The sequence below is a fragment of the Bacillus sp. N6 genome (genome assembly GCF_052805735.1).
Genome location: NZ_CM127843.1, coordinates 812,355 through 830,656, shown reverse-complemented (window position 1 = coordinate 830,656; position 18,302 = coordinate 812,355). Strand labels below are relative to the sequence as shown.

General features: G+C 36.2%; 22 protein-coding genes. 7 read left to right on the top strand and 15 right to left on the bottom strand.

The features are described 5' to 3' along the window. Positions 1-104: 104 nt before the first annotated feature. The 6 genes from ACUXVC_RS04275 to ACUXVC_RS04250 form a co-directional block, all read right to left on the bottom strand. Entirely contained in the window at positions 105-1,178 is a 1,074-nt protein-coding gene (locus ACUXVC_RS04275; RefSeq protein ID WP_375852880.1) for a DUF871 domain-containing protein, read from the bottom strand. Positions 1,179-1,226: 48 nt separating this feature from the next. Beyond that, positions 1,227-2,591 carry a PTS transporter subunit EIIC gene (locus tag ACUXVC_RS04270; RefSeq protein WP_000711293.1) on the bottom strand — a complete coding sequence of 455 codons (1,365 nt, stop codon included), beginning with the start codon at positions 2,589-2,591 and terminating at the stop codon, positions 1,227-1,229. Between the two features lie 24 nt (positions 2,592-2,615). Then, positions 2,616-3,500, bottom strand: a complete 885-nt coding sequence (gene murQ / locus ACUXVC_RS04265; RefSeq protein ID WP_000892348.1) for an N-acetylmuramic acid 6-phosphate etherase — start codon at positions 3,498-3,500, stop codon at positions 2,616-2,618. A 155-nt stretch (positions 3,501-3,655) separates the two neighbouring features. Further along, positions 3,656-4,519, bottom strand: a complete 864-nt coding sequence (locus ACUXVC_RS04260; protein WP_446025931.1) for a MurR/RpiR family transcriptional regulator — start codon at positions 4,517-4,519, stop codon at positions 3,656-3,658. 29 nt (positions 4,520-4,548) lie between these two features. Beyond that, positions 4,549-4,863 carry a hypothetical protein gene (locus ACUXVC_RS04255; protein ID WP_000704958.1) on the bottom strand — a complete coding sequence of 105 codons (315 nt, stop codon included), beginning with the start codon at positions 4,861-4,863 and terminating at the stop codon, positions 4,549-4,551. A gap of 124 nt (positions 4,864-4,987) precedes the next feature. Beyond that, positions 4,988-6,211, bottom strand: a complete 1,224-nt coding sequence (locus ACUXVC_RS04250; protein ID WP_423249943.1) for a cation:proton antiporter — start codon at positions 6,209-6,211, stop codon at positions 4,988-4,990. Between the two features lie 105 nt (positions 6,212-6,316). Between ACUXVC_RS04250 and ACUXVC_RS04245 the strand changes: the two genes are divergently transcribed. Then, positions 6,317-7,777: an amino acid permease gene (locus tag ACUXVC_RS04245; RefSeq protein WP_153592908.1), complete on the top strand. Its 1,461-nt coding sequence runs from the start codon at positions 6,317-6,319 to the stop codon at positions 7,775-7,777. Between the two features lie 28 nt (positions 7,778-7,805). On the opposite strand, the gene ACUXVC_RS04240 is transcribed toward ACUXVC_RS04245, so the two are convergent. The 3 genes from ACUXVC_RS04240 to ACUXVC_RS04230 form a co-directional block, all read right to left on the bottom strand. Continuing rightward, positions 7,806-7,976 carry a hypothetical protein gene (locus tag ACUXVC_RS04240; protein WP_053565173.1) on the bottom strand — a complete coding sequence of 57 codons (171 nt, stop codon included), beginning with the start codon at positions 7,974-7,976 and terminating at the stop codon, positions 7,806-7,808. Between the two features lie 12 nt (positions 7,977-7,988). After that, positions 7,989-8,192 (bottom strand): hypothetical protein, encoded by a 204-nt coding sequence (locus ACUXVC_RS04235; protein WP_000391504.1) that lies wholly within the window; start codon positions 8,190-8,192, stop codon positions 7,989-7,991. Between the two features lie 79 nt (positions 8,193-8,271). Beyond that, positions 8,272-10,731 carry a LamG-like jellyroll fold domain-containing protein gene (locus tag ACUXVC_RS04230; protein WP_446025930.1) on the bottom strand — a complete coding sequence of 820 codons (2,460 nt, stop codon included), beginning with the start codon at positions 10,729-10,731 and terminating at the stop codon, positions 8,272-8,274. A gap of 305 nt (positions 10,732-11,036) precedes the next feature. On the opposite strand from ACUXVC_RS04230, the gene ACUXVC_RS04225 reads away from it, so the two are divergent. Continuing rightward, positions 11,037-11,456: an S-Ena type endospore appendage gene (locus ACUXVC_RS04225; RefSeq protein ID WP_098126288.1), complete on the top strand. Its 420-nt coding sequence runs from the start codon at positions 11,037-11,039 to the stop codon at positions 11,454-11,456. 62 nt (positions 11,457-11,518) lie between these two features. On the opposite strand, the gene ACUXVC_RS04220 is transcribed toward ACUXVC_RS04225, so the two are convergent. The 4 genes from ACUXVC_RS04220 to ACUXVC_RS04205 all read right to left on the bottom strand — a co-directional run bounded on the left by ACUXVC_RS04220 (position 11,519) and on the right by ACUXVC_RS04205 (position 13,249). Next, positions 11,519-11,857, bottom strand: coding sequence for a DUF3992 domain-containing protein (locus tag ACUXVC_RS04220; RefSeq protein WP_000282809.1), 339 nt, complete (start codon positions 11,855-11,857; stop codon positions 11,519-11,521). Positions 11,858-11,877: 20 nt separating this feature from the next. Further along, the gene (locus ACUXVC_RS04215) at positions 11,878-12,246 is read right to left on the bottom strand and encodes a DUF3992 domain-containing protein (RefSeq protein ID WP_001277547.1); all 369 of its coding nucleotides are present in this window, start codon (positions 12,244-12,246) and stop codon (positions 11,878-11,880) included. 98 nt (positions 12,247-12,344) lie between these two features. Beyond that, entirely contained in the window at positions 12,345-12,950 is a 606-nt protein-coding gene (locus ACUXVC_RS04210) for a DedA family protein (RefSeq protein ID WP_000435017.1), read from the bottom strand. A 17-nt stretch (positions 12,951-12,967) separates the two neighbouring features. Further along, the gene (locus tag ACUXVC_RS04205) at positions 12,968-13,249 is read right to left on the bottom strand and encodes a YkvA family protein (protein WP_000733844.1); all 282 of its coding nucleotides are present in this window, start codon (positions 13,247-13,249) and stop codon (positions 12,968-12,970) included. 351 nt (positions 13,250-13,600) lie between these two features. Here ACUXVC_RS04205 and ku point away from each other — a divergent pair, with 351 nt between their 5' ends. Beyond that, complete coding sequence (gene ku, locus ACUXVC_RS04200; protein WP_446025929.1) at positions 13,601-14,413, top strand: non-homologous end joining protein Ku; 813 nt, start codon at positions 13,601-13,603, stop codon at positions 14,411-14,413. Positions 14,414-14,431: 18 nt separating this feature from the next. On the opposite strand, the gene ACUXVC_RS04195 is transcribed toward ku, so the two are convergent. Both ACUXVC_RS04195 and ACUXVC_RS04190 read right to left on the bottom strand, forming a co-directional pair. After that, complete coding sequence (locus ACUXVC_RS04195; protein WP_000440991.1) at positions 14,432-15,211, bottom strand: DUF2935 domain-containing protein; 780 nt, start codon at positions 15,209-15,211, stop codon at positions 14,432-14,434. Positions 15,212-15,225: 14 nt separating this feature from the next. Then, positions 15,226-15,645 carry a VOC family protein gene (locus ACUXVC_RS04190; protein ID WP_140155568.1) on the bottom strand — a complete coding sequence of 140 codons (420 nt, stop codon included), beginning with the start codon at positions 15,643-15,645 and terminating at the stop codon, positions 15,226-15,228. A 33-nt stretch (positions 15,646-15,678) separates the two neighbouring features. Here ACUXVC_RS04190 and ACUXVC_RS04185 point away from each other — a divergent pair, with 33 nt between their 5' ends. The 4 genes from ACUXVC_RS04185 (at position 15,679) to brnQ2 (ending at position 18,282) form a co-directional block, all read left to right on the top strand. Continuing rightward, on the top strand, positions 15,679-15,894 hold the full coding sequence (locus ACUXVC_RS04185) for a spore coat associated protein CotJA (RefSeq protein WP_000362188.1): 216 nt from the start codon (positions 15,679-15,681) through the stop codon (positions 15,892-15,894). 8 nt (positions 15,895-15,902) lie between these two features. After that, a complete protein-coding gene (gene cotJB, locus ACUXVC_RS04180; RefSeq protein ID WP_001075543.1) occupies positions 15,903-16,166 on the top strand; it encodes a spore coat protein CotJB in 264 nt (87 codons plus the stop codon). A gap of 12 nt (positions 16,167-16,178) precedes the next feature. Next, complete coding sequence (gene cotJC, locus ACUXVC_RS04175) at positions 16,179-16,748, top strand: spore coat protein CotJC (RefSeq protein WP_000265278.1); 570 nt, start codon at positions 16,179-16,181, stop codon at positions 16,746-16,748. Positions 16,749-16,965: 217 nt separating this feature from the next. Then, positions 16,966-18,282: a branched-chain amino acid transport system II carrier protein BrnQ2 gene (brnQ2, locus tag ACUXVC_RS04170; RefSeq protein WP_089170458.1), complete on the top strand. Its 1,317-nt coding sequence runs from the start codon at positions 16,966-16,968 to the stop codon at positions 18,280-18,282. Positions 18,283-18,302 lie beyond the last annotated feature (20 nt).

Genomic DNA, 18,302 nt, shown 5'->3' with positions numbered 1-18,302 from the left:
CAAAACAATACGGTATTTTATTTCATTCGTCAAATACTTTTTTAAAGAAAACAAAAAACATTATCCGTTTTACGGATAATGTTTTCCTACAAAATAGCGCTAATTCAAGCTTTTATTCTATCGCATAGAAAAAGTTGAAACATTTTTCCAGCGCCAATATAAGGCAGTAAAGAAACGTCCTCTTCCACAACTATTCCAACAACATTCACTTTCTCATCTACAGGTAAATCATGTGTAGCAACTTGCATCTCCCCTGCATATCTACCGTACAATTCATTATCAATTGTAATGCTACCTTTCTTTCTTACAATTGTATGCATCGGCTGTAAAACCACTCTATTTCCTTCCCTTGATTCTACAGATCGAATAACATCACGAGCCGGATCTAGTCTATTTGTATGCACTTGCTCCACCACTTTTAATACTTCTTTATCAGTTATAAATGATTTGTAACGCAATGGAATAATCCCTTTACTCGCACTAGCTACTTCTTGCATACTTTCCAAACTTGCGCTTATATCTCCAATCAATACTTTATCAACACCACAATCTTGAACAAGTTCTAAGTACGCTTCAAGCGGGCGCATATTGCGATGTTTTTCTAACGTTGGTAACCCTTCATATAACGGACCACGTTTTTCCGCATCTCCTGGAATAAATGCCATCGTTTTTATTCCGCACTCCTGTAAATATTGATTTTGTTTTTGTAAGAAGGACTTTGCTAGTCCCGTCTCTGGACGTGGATAAAAATTATGCCACGCTTCTACATTCTCTACTCTTATATGTTCTGCAAGTAATTCTTTCCAAAATGGCTTTGTAATCGTACTCGCATTTAAAGCTACTTTCATCTTATGAGATACGCTTGCAATTTCTTTTGGCGCAATGCCGTAATCCATTCTTAAACCGGTAATGCCCCAGTCCAATAGTTCTTCCACATTTTCATATGTTAGCCCTAAATGATGTAACGATTTTGGAGAAACATCAACCATTAACTCCATTTCATGTGCAAGAGCTTGTTTCCCTAATATTTGAATTAACTCTTTATACGTATTTGGGTCATCTTCTGGAATGTGCAGTGATGTAAAAATAGATGTAAACCCATTTTCCTTCGCTACTTTTAGCCACTCTTCTTGTTTCTCTACTCGTTCTTTTGAAAGATAAATGGAAACTCCGATCATATAAATCTCCCTTTCTATTAATAGAAAAAGAGAAAGGAATCCCTTTCTCTATATGTTTTCTGCCATTTCTTCTTTAAATCCGAAGAAGTACGTAAAGATAAATCCGAAAGCATATGCAATTACTAAACCTAAGAAATAGAGTAAATATTTATTGTCAGCAATTAACGGAATTAAAGATAGCCCTGATACGCCAATTCCAAGAGAAGCTGTTTGCATAACTGCTTGGAATGCACCACCGACAGCCGCTCCTAAACAAGCAGTAATAAACGGTTTCCCAAGTGGTAATGTAACCCCGTATAATAACGGCTCACCAATTCCTAAAAAGCCAACTGGCAATCCACCTTTAATTACATTTCGAAGTCGTTTGTTTTTTGTTTTCACATAAATCGCAATTGCTGCGCCCACTTGGCCAGCACCAGCCATTGCGAGCACTGGTAATAAAGGTGTTACGTGTGTTTGATTAATGAATTCCATATGAATTGGTGTTAAACCGTGATGCAATCCGACCATAACGAGAGGTAAAAATGTTCCCGCAAGTACTGCGCCAGCAAATGCTCCGCCAATATTTAAAATAGCATTAATTCCGCTCGTAATACCATCTGATAAGAAACCTGCTAATGGCTGAATGGCTAACATCGTTACGATACTTACAACTAATACAGTAATGAGTGGTGTCACGATAATATCAACTGCATTCGGCACTGCTTTTCGAACTTGTCTTTCCACTACAACCATAAGCCATGCTGCAAAAATAACTGCGAATAATCCGCCCCGTCCGGGCACTAATGCTTCACCAAACAATTTTACGTTTGCCATCGCTGGGTTGAAAATTAAAATACCAGCAATTGCCCCAAGAACCGGTGTCCCGCCGAACTCTTTCGCTGTATTCCAACCAACTAAAATTCCTAAGAATGTAAAGATACCGCCGCCAATGAGTAGTAACATTTGTAACCACGTTGCATTTGGATCAGCACCAGCATTTTTCGCAAAGTTAGCAACCCCGTTTATAATTCCTGACGCAACAAGCCCCGGAATTAATGGGATGAAAATACTTCCTATTTTTCGTAAAAAGTTTTTCACCGGTGTATTATTTTTCTTCTTAATCTCTGATTTCATCTCTTGCCCAATATCTTCAAGGTGATGATCTGCTACCTCACCAATTCGTAGTCCTGTCAAACCTTCCATTTCAGCTGCTACTTTATTTACTGTTCCTGGACCAACGACAACTTGAAGCGTCTCATCTTCTATAACACCCATAACGCCTTCAACTTTTTTCAAAAGGTCCATATTTACTTTACTTTCATCATGAAGCGTTAAACGTAGTCTCGTCATACAATGAGCAATACTACGAATATTTTTTATTCCCCCAAGTTGCTCCGAAATTTCCTTGGCCATTCTCTCTTCTTTCTTCATAATAGAATCCCCCTCCCTATTACTTTATAGTGCTTTCTTCACAAACCCTTTTGCGTATTTTAGTTTCTCCAGTGCTTCCCCATACTCACACTGCAACAACACCATAACAATGGCAGCTTTTACGTTACGTTCTGCCTTTTCATAATACTCTGTTGCTACTTCATAACTAGCGCCTGTTGCTTCCACAATAATTCGTTTTGACCGTTCTACTAACTTTTCATTTGTGGATTGAACATCTACCATTAAGTTTTTATATACTTTTCCTACACCAATCATCGAAGCTGTTGAAATCATATTCAGCACTAATTTTTGTGCTGTACCAGCTTTTAAACGCGTTGATCCTGTTAATATTTCTGCACCTGTCTCTACTTCCACATTTAACTTTGCATATTTACTTATTTCAGCATTTTTATTACAAGAAATACTTGCTGTACTCGCTCCTACGCTCTGTGCGTATTTCAAGCCGCCAATTACGTAAGGAGTTCTACCACTTGCAGCAATTCCAATCACTGTATCTTTCTCATTTAATCCAATACTTTTTAAATCTTCTTCCGCTAACTCTTCGCGATCTTCGGCACCTTCCACCGCCTTAGTAAACGCTTTCAATCCACCTGCTATAAATCCTTGCACCATTTTATCATCCGTGCCAAATGTCGGCGGACATTCCACTGCATCTAGAATACCTAAACGACCACTCGTACCAGCACCAATGTAAATTAAGCGTCCCTCTTCTTCAAAAGATTTAATAACAGTCTGTACAACCTTTTCAATTTGTTCTATCTCTTTTTCAACTGCTAACGCAACAGTTCGATCTTCTTCATTCATACTTTGCAACACTTCTTTTATGCTCATTTCATCCAGATTCATTGTTTTCTCATTACGATGTTCTGTCGATAAATTTTCTAACATATTTCCACCCTCTTTGAAATTATATTTCACACTTTTATTATAACTTCAAGAAACTAAAAATCAATAACTCTTTCTTATTTTATGAAATAAAATTTCACAACATGACATATTTGTGTCAAAGATAATAAAAAAGATGAGTCTCCTCATCTTTTCTTCTACTTTAACTTCCGTAACCGCAACGCTTCTTCTCGCGTCTCCATAAATTGATCCAATACTTTATTGCCAATTCGGTTGAAAGTAATCACATATAAAGCATCAATCATATTCAGTTGCGTCATTCTCGACGCAATACTTGCAATACGATGATCTTGTTCTACATCTGGCATACAAAGACGAATGTCCGCTTCTTTATATAGGGGGGATGATTGATCTAGCTTCGTAATTCCAATAACAGTTGCACCTTGTCTCTTTGCATACTGCGCCATTTCAAGCACATCTCTCGTTCGACCAGATGTTGAAATCGCAACAAATATATCGCCCTCTTTTAAATTTGTCACAAGCGGCAACATCATATGAAAATCAGATAGCATCATCGCTGTAAATCCAAGCCGCGTAAATTTATAAGCCCCGTCCATTGCTGGCGTAGCTGATCCGCCTACTCCGTAAAATATAATTTTATTCGCATTGACAATACGATCCGCTGCTTTCTCAAGTTCCCTCTTATCTATTGCAGTAACACTCGCCTCAATTGCAGCTTTATTCACATAAGTAACTTTATTAAATAAATCATACGGTCCATCTTCTGTATTCATCACTGAAAAATCGTTAATATTATAATCAGCAATCGTTAATTCACGAACGAGTGCTATCTTAAATGCTTTAAAACTTCCGATTCCAATCGATTTACAAAAGCGAACGACACTCGCTTCACTTGCTCCTGCATTCGTTGACACTTCTTTCGTCGTTAAATTCGGTACAATCTCTGCATTCTCCATTATGTACATGGCAACCTTCTTCTCAGCTGGTGAAAATTGATCCATATTACTTTCAATTTTAAATAGTAATGTTGAAGCTTTCACTATTTAACCTCCACTTCTTACGGTTGCGTTCACTTATTTTCTCTTGCTTCAAGAAGGTAATAACCATCATCGCCAGGAGGATGAAACACATTTACAATGCGATTCCCTTTTTGATAAACAGTTCTTTCCCCCTCTGTCCACTTCTTTTCCCAACCGTTCATCCAAATCGCAACATCAGGTAAAAAAGCAGTATATTTCAGCTTCTGACCGTACTCACCATCTGCTTCTTCCGAAAAAATAGAAACCGGAAAATCTTTCACTTTTGATTCTTTCCATGCAGTAAATGGTATACATACTGCAATAAGTACGATTACACCGATAACCTTCTCCTTCGTAATCTTCACACTTCCCTCTCCTTGTCATATCACATACATAGATTTTACCATAATTACAAACCCTTCATACTATATGATCATTGCTTTTGGGAATAAAAAAAGAGCTTACCTACATCAGATAAGCCCTTCCTCTCTATACAAAATATTTCTTCAAAAGTGGCGGTGTAATAATCGTCGTCAATATAACAACAATAACAATCGCTGTGAAATTTTCTTTCGCTAATAAATTCGCCGTAAGTCCATTTGCTGCGATGATAAGCGCTACTTCACCACGTGATACCATCCCCGCACCAATACTGATAGAAGATTGGCGATTAAATCCTGTCAGTCTTGCGCCTAAGCCGGATCCGATTAACTTTGTGAAAATCGCAACGAGAGTCATAATAATAATGAACCAAAGCTGACTTCCAATGCCTTGAAATGTAATTTCCATTCCGATACTTACGAAGAATACTGGAACAAATATTGCATAAGCAATCGGTTCAATTTTATGTTCCACTTCATGCTTATACTCTGTTTGAGAAATAGCAATTCCTGCTGCAAATGCTCCAATAATGCCTGCAATTCCCATCATTTCACTGTAATAAGAAAAAGAGAAACAAATAATAAGAGCCGCGCTAATTAACGCTTCTGTTACACGAAGCGGGACAAGCATCTTCATAATCCAAGGAACGACTTTCCAAGCAATAAAAACAATACTTACAAAGAAAATAATTTTCTTTGCAATGACAAGTGTTATATTTACATCTTGTGTTCCTAAAAAACTCATTACAAATGCCAATAAAATAACGACAATGACATCATCAAATACGGCAGCACCTAAAATTGTTGTACTTTCTCTCGTATTCATTTTCCCTAAATCACGTAGCGTCTGCACCGTAATACTAACCGATGTTGCGCAAAGTAATAATCCTAAAAAAATGGCATGGGACTGCATTAATCCAAACAGCAATCCTGTTACATAACCACCGATGAAAGGAAAAATAATTCCACCAGCCGCTACTGCAAATGACGATTTCAAATTCCGATTTAACTCTTCTAAATCTGTTTCAAGTCCCGCCATAAACATAAGTAACAAAACACCAATCTCACTCAGTTCATCAATTAGTTCAGAACTATTAATAATACCGAGTACAGCTGGACCGATAATAATACCGACAATTAACTTACCAAGTACAGAAGGCTGACCAAGTCTCACACTAATGTCACCAGCTAATTTCGTACAAAGTAAAATGACGACAAGTTCAAAATAAAATAACATAGCATCTGCTCCTACTTTAACTTTAATCAGTGGGTCGTTAACCCCCGTCCATTTCTGCAAGTAGTTTCCCCTATTGATCCGCATTTTATTTGTCATATTTTTATTTGACAAAATATTCTGAATTATATTAAGATTAATCCAGCAATTTTAAAAAACTACATACCATAACTGCACCTCCACTTCCTTACTTACTCTTTTTTAATGGGCTCATACTATAGTCGCAGTTATGGAAATGAAAAAACGGGGGGAGAGTCCAAAGTGAAGTCATTATTACGAAAAAAAGCGCTTAGTACTGAATCACCAAAGCAGCTAGATAGAACATTAACTGCACTCGATTTAACGTTTTTAGGGATCGGCGCCGTAATTGGGACAGGGATCTTTGTATTAACAGGTATTGTTGCAGCAAAACATTCTGGTCCTGGTATTATGCTATCATTTCTTATTGCTGCATTTACTTGTGCTTGTGTAGCCTTTTGTTATGCTGAATTTGCTTCTTCTATTCCTGTCTCAGGAAGTGTGTATACTTACGCATATATGACAGTCGGAGAAGTCGTCGCCTTCATCGTTGGATGGTGTTTAATGCTCGAATATTTACTTGCAGTCGCGGCAGTAGCTGTCGGTTGGTCTGGTTATTTGCAATCATTACTACAAGGATTCAATATACATCTGCCCGCCATAATCGCCTCGGCCCCCGGCGTAGGAAAAGGTGGTCTCATCGATTTACCAGCTGTCTGCATTTTACTTCTTATTACTGGCCTTTTAAGTTTTGGTATACGTGAAAGTGCACGCATTAATAATATTATGGTTCTTATTAAACTAGCTGTTATCATTGCCTTTATCGTAGCAGGTGCAAAATATGTAAAACCTGAAAATTGGACACCGTTCATCCCATTCGGATACGACGGTATTATTACTGGGGCTGCCACTGTGTTCTTCGCCTTTTTAGGTTTTGATGCAATCGCAACCGCTGCAGAAGAAACGAAAAAACCGCAGCGTGACTTACCAATTGGTATTATCGGTTCTCTTCTTATTTGTACTGTTTTATATATGATTGTATCTTTCGTTTTAACAGGTATGGTTCCTTATACGCAATTAGACGTCTCTGATCCAGTTGCATTTGCATTGCATTTCGTTGGTGAGGATACAATTGCAGGACTACTCGCTGTCGGAGCGATGACTGGAATGACAACCGTTCTCTTAGTCGTTATGTATGGACAAGTTCGCGTTTCGTATGCAATGAGCCGTGACGGTCTACTTCCAAAAGCGTTAGCACGTGTAAATAAAAGAGTAAAAATCCCTTTATTAAATACGTGGATTACTGGCGTTGTTGCCGCTTTATTAGCAGGGCTTTTAGATTTACATTTGCTAGCGAATTTAGTAAACATCGGTACGTTAACAGCCTTTACATTCGTTTGCTGCGCTGTACTTATTTTACGAAAAACACACCCTGATTTAAAACGTGGATTCCGTACACCTTTCGTACCTGTATTACCAGTTGTCGCGATTCTTTGCTGCTTATATTTAATGATCAATTTGTCTAAAACAACATGGATTAGCTTTGCAGTTTGGCTTATAGTCGGCTTATGCTTCTATTTCTTCTACTCTAGAAAGCATAGTCACTTAGCTACCGAAAAAACGAATGATGAAAAGAAAAAAGCATAATAAAATAGCTCGCCGTTTTAGCGGCGAGCTATTTTTCTGTACTATTATATTTTTTCGTTAACGATTGTAAAATGAAAAATATGCCGATGCAAGCTGTAAACCATGCCCAATTTCCTATTGGCGTTGCATATTTAACAATTCCAATACCTACAAGTAATAGGAAAATAATCACCTGATATATGAACTTCCACTTTTGCATATATTCCCTCCTTTACTTCGTTCCCTTCTTTTTCTTCTTCCATGCATTTAAACTATCAAAGAAGAAATTAATAAATAACGTGCCTAAACCCGCTAATAAAAACGTCATTAAAAATAGAACCCATATACTTTTTTCTTTTAAGAAATAATATCCTACAAGGAGCACAACCGCGATCCATACATATTCAAGAATTCTTTTTAGCTTTTTCTCTTCCAAATTATTCGCTCCTTCATTCTATACTAATTTTAGTATAACAAAAAAGAAGCCTATCATGATAAGCTTCTTTTCCTCTCTCTTATTTGTTCATACTTTTTTCAACAAGTGAAATTGTATACTCTAATGTACGATTCATCGTTTCTACCTGTGCATCTTTTACTTTTACATCTTTCACTACAGCTTCGGCCACTGTAATTTTTTGACTCAATGCTTTCACTGAACCGTCCGTTACATTTGCATCTTGCGCTTTTTTCACTACTACTTTTGCAGATTCAATATTGATTTGTAATTTTTCTTTCGGTGTTTTCGGTTGTTCTACTACTTTAGATTGTACAAATGTTACATTAGCTGTTTTTAATTCGTTATATGTTTGAACGATTTGCTCTCCCGTACTCCCTACATTTTCAAACACTTGTTTTGCATTATTATAGCTTTTCTCTAGTTCTTGAAATGCTTCCTTTGAATATTGACCTGGTTTATCACCAAATTCATACGTACCAGCTAGCACTTCCTTTACTTTTCCAAGCTCTTCAAATAACGCAGTTACTTGCTCTAACTTCGTACGGTTAGAGAACTCATTGTACGCTGCTAATACTTCTGAAGAACTTAACGCTTTACTATATAATTTCGCAAGCGCAATTTGTCCATTTAACGGAATACCACCATTTCCGTTACTATCAGGATCCGCTCCAAATGCAAATGGTACGTTTGGATGATACACTTTCCCAGTAGCTGGCTGGCTATTTACTTTTTTACCATCTACGTAAATTGCCACTTCACTTCCGTTATACGTTCCTGTTAAGTGATACGTTTTGTTCGCTTCTAATTGAACTCCAACACGTTTATAGCTGCCACCAATGTGAGCCCATAATTCAACATATCCACTTCCTGTAGACTCAAATCCAATTCCGCCGCTCTCTGTATTTTGCAAAATACCTTGGCCACGGATTTGATTCATTGAAAATACCGTTTCTAGCGTAAATGTATTTGCTACTTTTTCTTTTTGTGCTGCTGAAAATGGAAGGTATCCAAATGTATTAGATTGTCCGTTTAACTTCATCACATTCTTTTTCAATGCTTTATCATATTCAATAACCACATTGCCCTTCACATCACCTTTTGTACCAAATGGTGAATTGTCTTTAAATGTACCATCTGCAAAGTTTACATCGAAAACATCAGCTTTTGGTACTTTCACATTCGGGTCAATATTATCTTTTTTCGTAGTAATTTCCGCAGTTAACGGCTGTGCGGTTTCATTGCCGAATGAATCGATTGCAACGACTTCAAGTGTATATGTTTTCCCGCCATCTAACCCTGCAAGCGTAAATGTAAGATCTTTTGGCACTGGATCACGGTAAAACTCTGAGAATGCTAACAATTTATTTTTTATTTCACCCGTTTGCTTATCTCTAGCCTGTACACGGTAAGAGTGAACAAGAAGGTTGTCCAATGCTTGCGGGAATGTTACTGTTGCCGCATTTTCTGTTACATTTGATACAGCAAGCTTTGCATCCTTAGCAAAGTAAGGCTTTTCTTTATCACGATCTTCTACATGTGTAAATGTTTCTTTCTTTGCTGGTAATTTAATTTTCCAAGGCTCGCCTGTCCAAGAATTTGTATGGAAATCACGGCGATTAATCGTTACTTCTTCATCATCTACTTCTACTAATAAACCTTGGCTTAACGTACTAGCTCCTGGCGGGATATTCCCTTGTACTTTACCACCTTCAACTTCCATATAACTTACTGAAGATGTACCAACTGATGTAAAGTCTTTTTGATGTATCGATCTTGGATCATCTAATGGATAATGTGAATGACCTGAAAACGTAATAACTTGTGGGTATTCTTTTAATACGGCATTAATTTTTGCGCTATCTTGTGTTCCCCATTCATGACTACCGTACACTGTATCTTTAATATGTTGATGTAAAAATACGAAAATTGGTTTTGTTGGATCATCTTTTTGCGCTTTCGCCATTTCTTCTTTTAACCAATTAATTTGCTTGTCTGAATAATACCCATGAGTTGTTCCATTCTCTGGAGACATAACAAGGAAGTGATAACCTTTTACCACTTTATGATAATAAATTGATTCCATACCTGTTTTTTCTAAGAAACGCTTCTGCGCACCTTCTACAGATAAACCGTTCCAATAATCATGGTTACCAAGAGAATTCATTCGCACAGCATCTTTATTTGCATTTTCATTGTACACTTGCATGAAACGATCATATTGCTGCACCGATCCTGTATCCGTGAAATCACCTACAATAACAAATGCATCTTGCTTCGGTGCTAATGTATTAAACTGTTCGATCGCTCTTTTCCAGCGAAACGTATCATCTGTTCCACTATTTTTAATATGCACATCACTTACAACTGGAAAAACTATCTTCTTCTCACTTGATGCCTTTTCTTGCTTTTTCTCTTCCGCCTTGACTGATGTACTCCACGGAAATGATACGAATGCTAATACAAAAACCATTAATAATCCAATAAGGCCTTTTACTTTTCGTAAAACAGTTCTGTCCACGTAAATCCTCCTCATATAATGAATTAATTACAATGGTTATTGTATCGAACACATATTAACTTCGTTTAAAGTGAAAATGAAATTTGTTTAAATTTTGTAAATATACAGTCAATTTTCTGTAACATCCAACATTACTTGTATTATCTTATACAACCATCTTGTGTCTAACAGACTCTTATTCATTATTATGATTTGGAAGCCTATTAAACAAACTTTCCTGAAATTTTTCGCCCCTTTATTAACACAACTATCGCTTTACAACATTTAATAGTAATAAAAAGAAAGTATGAAGGGAGGAGCTATTAATGGCTTGTAAAAAAAATATCGGCTGTTATGCCCCTTTATCTATCATCTGCCCTCCCTATGATCCGCCTAATCCACCAGAACCACCAGGCTGTGAATTAGTTACAAATGAATTTGCCGGTAATTTTCTTATAACAAAAGAAATTCCACCACCTTCTGAAAATCCTACATTAATCTTATGGGAAGGAGATGGTGTAGTTAAAATATCTGGTACCATTTCTGTGTATAATAGTACTAGTAGTACTGCAGGAATTACCGTTCAAATTATCGGAAAGGTGACAAATACTTTTACAATCTATCCTGGCAACACAATGTCATATACAGGTCAATCCTTACAATCTGTGGCTATCATTGATATTCCAAATACCCCAACCCGATATATGGAAGGAAAATATTGTTGTCAATTCTCATTTTGCTTATAAACTTCTTCACCATCTTAACTTATAAACTATATAAAAAAGCATACCACTTGGTATGCTTTTGCTTATGAAATTGGATAGCGTACTGTCAGACATAATTGTCCTTGGCTTACTCCTGTTCCTGTTGTTACAATTTGGATTGTAGTAAAGTATCTTACTGTAAATGATCCACTGCTTTGTGGTTGTACAGTAATTGTATTCACCACTGTCGCTCCTACTAAAAAATTCACCGTAATTGGAGCTGTACCTACATCATATTTCACATAACCTGATGCATATAAATCTTGCGTAATATTATTCGTATACACTGTTTCAGTTACCGCACCAGTAGCAGCCCAATCTATACATACCTGATCTTGAACAAGTGTTTTACTGGAACAGCATGATAAGTTAGAATTGTACATCTTAGCCCTCTCCTTTTCTATTATGAAAGTGGATAACGTGTAGTTATACAAAACTCCCCTTGATATGTTCCAGCTGTTGCAGCAGGTAAAGTTACTTCAATTGTTACGAAACGACGGTACGTAAAAGCTATACTTGTTCCTGGGTTTAATGTTTGTGTATCAATTGTAGCGCCTGCTGCATCTAAAACTGTCAGTGTGATCGGAGCCGGTCCGACGTCATATCGAACAAACCCTGTTCCAATCATATTTTGATTAATATTATTGTTGTACAGTACATTCGTAATAGCAGTCGCCACTACAGTTCCTGACCACGGACTACACACTTTATCTTGCACATAATTTTTATCTGGACAACAAGTTAATGCTGACCCTGAGCACTCACAAGACATAGTTGTTTCCCCTCTCTCTTTTATATTCCCTATATGTGTATGTCCCTCAGAGTCTTTTGCCTGTACTATTCATCTATTTTCAAAAAATATTCAAATGACTAGATAGATTCCGTTTTGTTTCTTTTCTTCATATATTTATAGACAAAGATACTAGCCACGATAAGAATAACGCCGCCTAATATCGGTAGCATATATTGCCCAACAACATCTGCTGCTTTTTCCCAATGCGGACCTAATTTCATTCCAAAATAAACATATAAAGTCGTTAACGGGAACATTGCTACAAATGTATATATGCTGAATTTCCATATGTTCATTTTCGCCATACCACATGGAACAGAAATAAGCGTTCTAACTCCCGGTACAAAGCGTCCAACAAATGCTACAACCGGTCCATATTTCTCGAAGAAATCATCTGCTTTTTGAATTTGTTCTTCTTTAATGAAGAAGTATTTCCCGTATTTTATTAATAGAGGACGGCCACCGTAATAACCGAGTGCGTATAACGTTAACGGTCCTGTCGTTCCGCCAAGCGTTCCGGCTAGTACAGCAAGCCAAAAATTCATATCACCCTCGTATACCCAATACCCAACCATGGGCAAAACTACTTCTGCCGGAATAAATTCAAACGTTAATGCTAACACAACTCCAAAATAAGAAAACTGCTTTAAAAATTCGATTATATCTAAAATAATTTGCTCCATATTTTCTACCCCAACTCCTATCCTACGTTTACGTTATGCTTTTCTTGTAATTGAACTGGCGCCATTTTTACAATTCGGTTCAAAATAAATAACACAATTCCAATATCATCTAAAATACCAATAAACGGTAAGAAGTCTGGAATTAAATCAAGCGGCATCGCAACATAACCAACTAAAAACGCAATAGATAAAATTTTCTTCTTTATTGAAACCTCTTTTGAAGTGAAAAAGTCAAATAGGAATGGAACAAATCGGCGAACATGAAATACAACTCTTAATCTACTAATAAGTTTTTTCATTTTTATATCTCCTCTCTTTGTATACAAAAAGGCCCCTACCAAACATGGTAAGGGTCCTAAAAAAGACAATAAGGGGCCTTTACCATTGCTGGTAAAGGTCTCACTAACAACGAAACGTTGCCAATAAAGCCGAGGGTTTCTCCCTGTAATGACGACTTTACTGTAATAAGTTACTCCCCTTTATATACACAATTTTATACAATCACATTAAAATATTTTGGAGGGCTTGTCAATATATTTTATATCCCACATCCTCCTGCTTAACATTCCGTAAAAACAAAAAACGTATAGGAAATTTCTTACTATCTCATAATATACATAATCATTTTTGAATGAAAGGAGAGGCTTCATTTGCATACCGTATGGAAAGGTACCCTTTCACTTGGACTATTAAATATAGGAATCAAACTATACAGTGCCGTAGAAGAAAACGATATAAAATTTTTAAGTCTTCATAAAGAATGCTTAACACCTATTAAATATAAAAAATTTGCTCCTGATTGTACGGATGAAGAAATTGATGATAAAGATATTGTAAAAGCCTATGAATACGCACCTCATAAGTACATTATTATGGATGAAAAAGAATTAGCTGAGTTGCAAAAAGCTCACGAACCAAGATCTATTCGTATTATATCTTTTGTCCAAAATAACGAAATTGATTCTGTTCTCTACGATCGTTCTTATTTTATAGGCCCTACCTCAGGACATGAAAAATCGTATTTATTATTAAAAGAAGCTCTTGAACGTACAAATAAACTTGGTCTTATCCATATTTCCATTAGAAAAAAACAACATTTAGCTATTATCCGTAACTTTGAAGATGGGCTTATATTACAAACTATTCACTACCCTAATGAAATTCGCGATATAACAAATACACCTAACTTACCAAGTAATGAAAATTATCCGATTCAAAAACAAGAACTCACAGCAGCAATCAATTTAATCCACCATCTTACAAATCCTTTCGAACAAGAGTTATATACAGATGAATATAAAGAAGCTCTTACCGAATTAATCGAAAATAAAATTGAACAACAGGAAAAAACCGAAACCATCTCTCCTGCTCCAAACATCATCAATATTATGGAGACATTACAGGCAAGTATTGAACAAGCAAAAATAAAAAGAGACAATAAAACAGAAAAAGAGGCCAAATAAAATTGACCTCTTTTTTCTTTAAAGCGGATTACATTTTGGCATCTCAAGTCCAGAAGATTGTGCTAATTTTAATAAGTAATAACATTCTTCTCTTGCCATATGATCCGCCATTCTAGCAGATAACGCACTTAATATTTCATTCGATAACTCCATCTCTTCAACCTCATGGAGAAAATGCGAAAATAATTTTAACTCAAGTGAAACATCTTTTGTAAACTTCTTTAATGCAGGAAAATGATGAAGCTCTGTCCGTAAATAACCTGTCATCTCAACTGCCTTTAAGTAAAATTGTTCAAAGTGCTTCGTAAATTCTTCACTTTTCTCTTTCAATCTTTTTTCAACAAGATCTAATCCACCAGAAATAGAGCCTGCATGACCAGCCGCATCCGTTAACCAAACGAGATGATAATGTAATTCATGAAAAACAGGCGGAACTTCTCCTTTCTTTAAAAATTCTAACACCGTTATATATTCTTCTACTTCGTTTACCATATGATTGATGAAAGTTGGCGTAAAATGAATAGTGATTTTTCCCTCAAGTTGTTTCTGTATAATACTTAATTTAAACGTTCGTATTTCCTTTGCGGCTCGTTCTGCCTCTTTTGAAAATGCAATGAGATTCACATTATGAACTTTATTTAAAAGATTCGTAAATGTTTCAAGAAAATATGTGGCCTTCTTTATATCTTCTTTTTCCTTCGGAGCTAATGCATCAAGTAAAAATTGCGAATGATCAGTAAGCACCCTTAGCCAAAATTGATGCTCAAACAACGCACTTTCTTCATAATTCCGCTCCACTAAATCGCCTCCGTTTATTCATCCTTCTCTATCACTTGAAGTTTATATCCATCTGGGTCTTGTACTACAATACTCTTCTCACTTTTGTTTTCTGTATATGCAATTTTATAAAACACTAACCTCTTCTTTAAATTCTCTATGTTAGAAATTGAAAATGTTAAACCAGCGCATGAATTCGTAAAACTCTTCTCTCGTCCCCCTAACATGCGATTCATAACAAAACTAATTCTCTTTGAATCAGAATCATACCAAACCCCTGTTACATCCAATTGAGGTCTTTCTAAACTAGGTCTTATTCCTAAAATCCCTTCGTAAAAATACAAAGTTTCCTTTAAATTTTTCACTTCTAATATAATACATTGCTCCACATTCATTCCCCCTGTACCTATTACCTTTTTATATGTGTCATAAATGCCTATTATGTCTGAATACAATACGTAGTGATGAAGATATGAGGAGGTTTATTAATGGATAAATACATGAAATCATATGTGCCATATCATAGCCCTCAAGATCCTTGTCCTCCTATTGGAAAAAAATATTACTCTACCCCTCCTAATTTATATTTAGGTTTTCAACCGCCAAATTTACCACAGTTCTCACCGAAAGAAGCACTACAAAAAGGAACTTTATGGCCTGTTTTTTATGATTATTACGAAAATCCTTATAAAAAAGGGCGGTGACTACTGACGTGAATCAACCACTACCAGAAGAATATTATCGACTTTTAGAGAATCTCCAAGAATTAGACTTTGTATTAGTGGAACTAACACTTTACTTAGACACCCACCCAGACGATACAGCAGCTATTAATCAATTTAATGACTTTTCCTATAAACGAAGAGTATTAAAACAACAAATGGAAGAAAAATATGGACCGCTTCAACAGTATGGAAATAGCTATTCTAATGCCCCTTGGGAATGGAGTAAAGGTCCTTGGCCATGGCAAATATAAAGGAGAGAAACTATGTGGATTTATGAAAAAAAATTACAATACCCTGTTAAAGTAGGAACTTGTAATCCAGCACTTGCAAAATTATTAATTGAGCAATACGGTGGTGCAGATGGAGAATTAGCCGCTGCACTACGTTACTTAAATCAGCGCTATACAATTCCCGATAAAGTCATTGGCCTCCTTACCGATATTGGTACAGAAGAATTTGCACATCTTGAAATGATTGCTACGATGGTTTATAAGCTGACAAAAGATGCGACTCCTGAACAGATGAAGGCAGCTGGTCTCGATCCTCATTACGTTGACCATGACAGCGCACTTCATTATCATAACGCAGCTGGTGTTCCATTTACTGCAACCTATATACAAGCTAAAGGTGATCCAATTGCCGACCTATACGAAGATATTGCGGCTGAAGAAAAAGCGCGTGCCACATATCAATGGCTTATCAACCAATCTGACGATCCCGACATAAATGACAGCTTACGCTTTTTACGCGAACGAGAAATTGTCCATTCACAACGCTTTCGAGAAGCCGTTGAAATTTTAAAAGAAGAACGCGATAGAAAAATATATTTTTAATACACGTATCCTAGCGATATGTGTTTTTTTACATTAAAAGTTAAATCCTTCCTATTAAACATATAAATAGTATATTTATTCGATTTAATGCATTATTTTTTAATATTTTCAAAATTCCCTATTGCTTTCTAGTCATCAGACCTTTAAAATAATAACAGTTACTCGACAAATTATTTGAATTTTCGACAAAAACACTCATTAGGAGGATTTTCTTTATATGCGTACAACTTTAAAACCAGCGCAAATACTTTCGATTAGTTTATTACTATTCGCAGTTTTCTTCGGTGCTGGTAATATGATTTTCCCGCCCCTTCTCGGTCTTTCTTCCGGAGAAAACATGTGGGTTTCTATTACAGGATTTATTATTACAGACGTCGGTTTATCTTTACTTGCTATCGTTGCTGTTGCCCTTGCTGGTGGTAGTTTTAACACTTTAGCGAGCCGTGTTCATCCAAAATTCGCAGCAGTATTCGCTATCATTATTTATCTTTCAATCGGCCCACTATTTGTTATTCCACGAACTGGATCTGTATCTTATGAAATCGGGATTGCACCACTTTTCCCGGATCAATGGTATTCTATGTTAGTTTTTAGTGCGATTTTCTTTACAGTCGTTTACTTCTTATCATTAAATCCATCCAAGCTAGTAGATCATATCGGTAAAATATTAACGCCAATTTTACTTGTAATTATTGCAATTATGGCAACAAAAGCGATTCTTTCACCAGGAACGTTTGCAGAGCCTATCGGTGACTATAAAGACATCCCGTTTTTCAAAGGATTTCTTGAAGGATTTTTAACGTTAGATGCAATTGGCGCTCTCGTACTATCAACAATTGTTGTAAATGCAATTCGTCAAAACGGTATACAAGAGAAGAAATCTATCGCAAAATATACAATCATTTGCGGAAGCATCGCTGCTCTATTCTTAACAATTGTTTACTTCTTACTCGGTTATATCGGAGCTTCAAACGGGAACTTAGGGCAATTCGAAAACGGTGGTCAACTATTAGCTACTGTTATGTATCAATTCTTTGGGACAAGCGGTAATATTTTATTAAGTATCGCCATTATCTTCGCTTGTTTAACGACGGCAATTGGTGTTGTAAGTGCATTTGCAAATTACTTCACAACAGTGCTAACAAATGTTTCATACAAAAAGCTTGTGCTATACGTTTGTATCTTTAGTTTCGTTATTTCAAACTTAGGATTAAGCTTATTAATTAAAATCACACTACCTGTATTAATTATTTTGTACCCAATTACGATCATTTTAGTTTTTGTATCATTTATCGATAAATATACGAAACGTAAACCTTCTGTCTACATTGGAGCAATGATCGCAGCATTTATTATTAGCTGTATTCATGCACTTGATAATGTGGAAATGATACCAGGTTTTATCGCTAATATTGTACACACGATTCCTTTTTATAACTTAGGAATTGGCTGGATCATTCCAGCAATAATCGGTGGTATAATTGGATACTTTATTCCGCAAACAGAAGCTACAGGTGAAGTTTCTACAAAATAAAGAAAAGAAGCAAGCATGAA

What these genes read in the sequence shown, in the direction of transcription:
- ACUXVC_RS04250 (WP_423249943.1), bottom strand. Translation starts at nt 6,211, where the DNA reads ATGACAAATAAAATGCGGATCAATAGGGGAAACTACTTGCAGAAATGG.
- ACUXVC_RS04210 (WP_000435017.1), bottom strand. Translation starts at nt 12,950, where the DNA reads ATGGAGCAAATTATTTTAGATATAATCGAATTTTTAAAGCAGTTTTCT.
- cotJC (WP_000265278.1), top strand. Translation starts at nt 16,179, where the DNA reads ATGTGGATTTATGAAAAAAAATTACAATACCCTGTTAAAGTAGGAACT.
- brnQ2 (WP_089170458.1), top strand. Translation starts at nt 16,966, where the DNA reads ATGCGTACAACTTTAAAACCAGCGCAAATACTTTCGATTAGTTTATTA.
- ACUXVC_RS04185 (WP_000362188.1), top strand. Translation starts at nt 15,679, where the DNA reads ATGGATAAATACATGAAATCATATGTGCCATATCATAGCCCTCAAGAT.
- ACUXVC_RS04270 (WP_000711293.1), bottom strand. Translation starts at nt 2,591, where the DNA reads ATGAAGAAAGAAGAGAGAATGGCCAAGGAAATTTCGGAGCAACTTGGG.
- ACUXVC_RS04225 (WP_098126288.1), top strand. Translation starts at nt 11,037, where the DNA reads ATGGCTTGTAAAAAAAATATCGGCTGTTATGCCCCTTTATCTATCATC.
- ACUXVC_RS04220 (WP_000282809.1), bottom strand. Translation starts at nt 11,857, where the DNA reads ATGTACAATTCTAACTTATCATGCTGTTCCAGTAAAACACTTGTTCAA.
- ACUXVC_RS04245 (WP_153592908.1), top strand. Translation starts at nt 6,317, where the DNA reads ATGGGCTCATACTATAGTCGCAGTTATGGAAATGAAAAAACGGGGGGA.
- ACUXVC_RS04240 (WP_053565173.1), bottom strand. Translation starts at nt 7,976, where the DNA reads ATGCAAAAGTGGAAGTTCATATATCAGGTGATTATTTTCCTATTACTT.
- murQ (WP_000892348.1), bottom strand. Translation starts at nt 3,500, where the DNA reads ATGTTAGAAAATTTATCGACAGAACATCGTAATGAGAAAACAATGAAT.
- ACUXVC_RS04275 (WP_375852880.1), bottom strand. Translation starts at nt 1,178, where the DNA reads ATGATCGGAGTTTCCATTTATCTTTCAAAAGAACGAGTAGAGAAACAA.
- ACUXVC_RS04205 (WP_000733844.1), bottom strand. Translation starts at nt 13,249, where the DNA reads ATGAAAAAACTTATTAGTAGATTAAGAGTTGTATTTCATGTTCGCCGA.
- ACUXVC_RS04215 (WP_001277547.1), bottom strand. Translation starts at nt 12,246, where the DNA reads ATGTCTTGTGAGTGCTCAGGGTCAGCATTAACTTGTTGTCCAGATAAA.